This is a genomic window from Thermobifida cellulosilytica TB100, from assembly GCF_001517975.1.
Lineage (GTDB): Bacteria > Actinomycetota > Actinomycetes > Streptosporangiales > Streptosporangiaceae > Thermobifida > Thermobifida cellulosilytica.
The window spans coordinates 1-4,278 of record NZ_KQ950194.1 but is presented as its reverse complement, the minus strand read 5'-3'; the positions used below and the strand labels follow the sequence as shown (position 1 = coordinate 4,278).

The following is a 4,278-nucleotide window of genomic DNA, read 5'->3' as shown; positions in this document are numbered from 1 at the left end:
GGCCCAGCGCGCCCGCTTCCTCATGCGGGTGCGGATCAGCCACCCGCGCGCGCACGAGGAGTTCGAGATCCTGCGCCGGATGAGCACCACCCCGCCGGTGCCCGAGCAGGTCCTGGACCTGGCCGACCTGGTCCGGCTCCGGGAGCGGGCCCAGCGGGTGCGGGTCGACCAGCTCGTCGCCGACTACGTGGTGCGCCTGGTCATGGCCACCCGGGAGCCCGCCGCCTACGGCCTGGCCCCCTTGCAGCACGTCGTCGAGGTCGGCGCCAGCCCGCGCGCCACCCTCGGCCTGGTCGCCGCCTCGCGCGTCCTGGCGCTGCTGCACGGCCGCGACTACGTGCTGCCCGAGGACGTCCAGGCGCTCGCCCACGACGTCCTCGACCACCGGCTGGTCCTCACCTTCGACGCCCTCGCCGACGGCGTCACCGCCGCCTCCGTGGTCGACCAGGTCCTGGCCGCGGTCCCGCCGCCCCGCGTCATCTGGGACGAGGCCCCCGAGTCCGCACCGGTGCCCCGGTGACCCCCGACGCCCGCCAGCGGGAGGCGCTGCGCCGCCTCACCCTGACCGTGGCCCGGCGGCTGCACGGCCTGCTGCACGGCGAGCACCTCGGCCTGCACGCCGGCCCCGGCAGCGAGCCCGGCGACGCCCGCCTGTACCAGCCGGGCCAGGACGACGTGCGCACCATGGACTGGGCGGTCACCGCGCGCACCACCCACCCGCACGTGCGCGACCTCGTCGCCGACCGGGAGCTGCACACCTGGACCCTGCTGGACCTGTCGGCCAGCATGGACTTCGGCACCGCGCACAGCCAGAAGCGCGACCTGGCCGTGGGCGTGCTGGCCGCCGTCACCCTGCTCACCCGGGGGGTGGGCGACCACGGCGGCGCCCACCTGCTGCACCGGGGCCGCGTCGTGCGGTGGAGCGCCCGGCCGGGGATGTCGGCCGACCAGGTCGTGGCGGGCGCCCTGGGCCGGCTGTGGCGGGCCGCCGACCCCCGCCCCGGCGAGCCCCCGATGCGGCTGGCCGACGCGATCGCCGACCTGTCGCGCACCCGCCGCCGCCACGGGCTGCGCGTCGTCGTCTCCGACTTCCTGGACACCCCGCTCGACTCCGCGCCCGACTGGCAGACCCCGCTGCGGCGGATGAGCGCCGACTGCCAGACCGTCGCCGTGGAGATCGTGGATCCCCGGGAGCTCGACCTGCCCGCCATAGGATTGGTCACGATGACCGATCCGGAGACCGGTCGCACCCGCCAGGTCCACCTGACCGAGCGGGTGCGTCAGCGCTACGCCCGCGCCGCGGCCGAGCAGCGCGCCGCCGTCGCCGCGGCCCTGCGCAGCGCGGGCGCCGCCCACCTGCGGCTGCGCACCGACCGCGACTGGGTCCGCGACATCGCGCGCTTCGTCGTCGCCCAGCGCCGCACCGCCCACCGCCTGGCCCGGCACACCGTGACCCGACCCACCACCCGGACAAGGACCGCACCGTGACCTTCCTGGCGCCCGCCCAGCTCTGGTGGCTGCTGGCAGTGGCGGCGCTCGTCGCCGCCTACGTGCTGGTGCAGCGCAGGCGCGCCGCCTACGCGCTGCGCTTCTCCAACCTGTCCCTGCTGGAGCGCGTCGCCCCGCGCGTCCCCGCCTGGCGCCGCCACGTGCCGGCCGTGCTGTTCCTGCTCACCGTCACCGTCCTGGTGCTGGCGCTGGCCCGGCCCGCGATGGACGTCCAGGTGCCCCGGGAGCGCGCCACCATCCTCGTGGCCATCGACGTCTCCCCCTCCATGGCCGCCACCGACGTGGCGCCCGACCGGCTCACCTCGGCCAAGGAGTCCGCGCAGGGCTTCATCGAGACCCTGCCGCCCCGCTTCAACGTGGGCCTGGTGGCCTTCTCCTCGGTCGCCACCGTGGTGGCCTCGCCCACCCAGGACCACCAGGCCGTCTCCGACTCCATCGCGAACCTGACCATCTCCTCGGGCACCGCCATCGGCGAGGGGGTCTTCGCCTCCCTGCAAGCCATCCGCTCCTTCGACGAGGAGGCCACCACCGACCCGCCGCCCGCGGCCATCGTGCTGCTGTCGGACGGGGAGAACACCAGCGGGCGCCCCGTCTTCGCCGCCGCGGACGAGGCCCGGGCCGCGGGCGTGCCGGTGTCCACCATCGCCTTCGGCACCGGCGTGTCGATCATCGAGATCGAGGGCCACTACGTGCCCGCCAACATCGACAAGGAGACGCTGGAGGAGCTGGCCACCACCACCGGCGGGCGCTTCTACGAGGCCGAGTCCGCCGGCGAGCTCAGGGACGTCTACGCCGACATCGGCTCCTCCCTGGGCACCGAGACCGTGCACGAGGAGGTCGTCGTCCCGTTCGTCGGCGCCGCCCTGGTGCTGGCCGCGGCGGCCGCGGCCTTCTCCCTGGCGTGGTCGCAGCGCCTGCCCTGAACTTTCCGTGTTGATTCCCCGTCCGTCCACGCAACCCGCTACCGTGATTCCGTTTGCTCACCAGCACACACGGAAGCAGCCGAGGACCGATGCCCCAACACCCCACGTCTTCCCCCGCCGCCGTCCTGTTCAGCCTGGACGACACCCTGGTCGACGACCACAACGCGGTCTCCCACGGCCTGCGCTCGCTCATGGAGCGCCTCGGCCACCCCAGTTTCTCGGCCGCCCGCGCGCTGTGGGACGTCCAGGGCATCCTGTCCACCTCCGCCTACCTGGCGGGGCGCATCCCCCAGTCGGAGGTGCGGCGCCAGCGCCTCCGCGCCCTGGCCACCCAGGCCGGCCACTCCCACATCTCCGACCAGCACTGCGACGAGCTGTACCAGCGCTACCTGGACGCGCACCGCTCGGCCTGGCGGGCCTTCGACGACGTCGCGCCCACCCTCAACCAACTGGCGCAGCGCAACGTCCGCCTCGGGGTGGTCACCAACGGCAGCCAGGACCGGCAGCACGACAAGCTCGCCTCGCTCAACCTGGCCCGCCACTTCGGGGTGGTGGTCTGCGCCGAGACCGCCGGGGCCGCCAAGCCCGACCCCCGCGTCTTCCGCCTGGCCTGCCAGCAGCTCGGCGTGCCCCCGCACCAGACGTGGTACGTGGGCGACCAGGTGTACGAGGACGCCCTGGGGGCGCTCGACGCGGGCCTGTACCCGGTGCTGTGCGACCGGCACCGCCTGGTGCCGGCCACCGACGTCACCACCATCCACAGCCTCACCGAGCTCACCGCGCTGGCCTCGGGCGCCCTGCCCGCGGGAGCGAGGCTGCGGTGAGCGGCCCCGACGTCCGGCCCGCACGCCGGACCACCGCGCACCTGCTGCCCACGGCCGCGGACGGGGGCGTCCACGCCCCCGGCGGCACCCTGGTGTCGGTGCGGATCGCCTTCGGCGACGACCCGGCCGCCCGGCTGCGCGAGGCCGCGCGGCTGGCCCCCGCCACCCCCCTGACCGCCGTCGACGTCCGCACCGAGACGGCCCTGCTGCACCACCGCGGCCAGACGCTCGACCTGCACGTCGACCGGGTCTACTACACGGCGCCCACGGACGCCCCGGCCACCCACACCCTCGCGCAGGCGCTGGCCCTGCCGTGCCGCCCCACCCCCGAAGAGCTCGCCCCCGAGGAGGAGCTGCCCGCCGGGGCGCTGCGCCGCTTCGCCGTCTACGGCCTGGTCACCGACCCGGGGGGCCGCCTGCTGCTGTCCCGGATCGCGCCCGGCTACCCGGGGGAGGGCACCTGGCACCTGCCCGGCGGGGGCGTCGACCACGGCGAGGACGTGCGTACCGCGCTGGCCCGCGAGATCGCCGAGGAGACCAGCCAGACCGCGCGCCCGGGGCGCCTCATCGGCGTCGCCCACCACCACCGCGTCCACCCCGGCGGCCGCTACACCGACGTCTACGCGCTGTGGGTGTTCCTGCACGCCCACGTCGGCCGTCCCACGCCCGCCCGGGTGGCGGAGGCCGACGGCTCCACCACGGACGCGGCCTGGTTCACCCCCGAGGAGCTGCCGCACCTGCGTCTGTCGGCCACGGCCCGGCGCGGCCTGGCCTGCCTGACGGACTCCGCCTCCGGGTGAGCGCGTCCGGGAAAGCGCCTCCCGCGGTACCGCGGCCGCGGGGCGCTCACCCCCGAAGCGCCGCGCGGCGCCGCCACCGCCGCAGCACGAACACCGCCACGCCCGCGCCCACCGCGGCCATGCCGCACAGCACCGCCTTCGACGGCAGGCACAGCGCCAGCACGATGCAGCCCACCAGGCCCGCCAGCGGGAGGCGCTGCGCCGCCTCACCCTGACCGTGGC

5 protein-coding genes are annotated in these 4,278 nt (G+C 75.8%); all 5 read left to right on the top strand.

The window, feature by feature from the left end; genetic code table 11:
- Nucleotides 1-520 (top strand): AAA family ATPase (locus AC529_RS19260; RefSeq protein WP_198156499.1); only part of this gene is annotated, 520 nt, incomplete at its 5' end.
- Nucleotides 517-1,488 (top strand): DUF58 domain-containing protein, encoded by a 972-nt coding sequence (locus tag AC529_RS19255; RefSeq protein ID WP_068758757.1) that lies wholly within the window; start codon nucleotides 517-519, stop codon nucleotides 1,486-1,488. The genes AC529_RS19260 and AC529_RS19255, both read left to right, overlap by 4 nt.
- The gene (locus tag AC529_RS19250; protein WP_068758756.1) at nucleotides 1,485-2,432 is read left to right on the top strand and encodes a VWA domain-containing protein; all 948 of its coding nucleotides are present in this window, start codon (nucleotides 1,485-1,487) and stop codon (nucleotides 2,430-2,432) included. The genes AC529_RS19255 and AC529_RS19250 overlap by 4 nt, the downstream gene beginning before the upstream one ends.
- Nucleotides 2,433-2,521: 89 nt before the next feature.
- Complete coding sequence (locus AC529_RS19245) at nucleotides 2,522-3,256, top strand: HAD family hydrolase (protein ID WP_068758755.1); 735 nt, start codon at nucleotides 2,522-2,524, stop codon at nucleotides 3,254-3,256.
- Nucleotides 3,253-4,056, top strand: coding sequence for an NUDIX hydrolase (locus AC529_RS19240; RefSeq protein ID WP_068758754.1), 804 nt, complete (start codon nucleotides 3,253-3,255; stop codon nucleotides 4,054-4,056). Before AC529_RS19245 ends, AC529_RS19240 begins: the two co-directional genes overlap by 4 nt.
- Nucleotides 4,057-4,278: the final 222 nt, after the last annotated feature.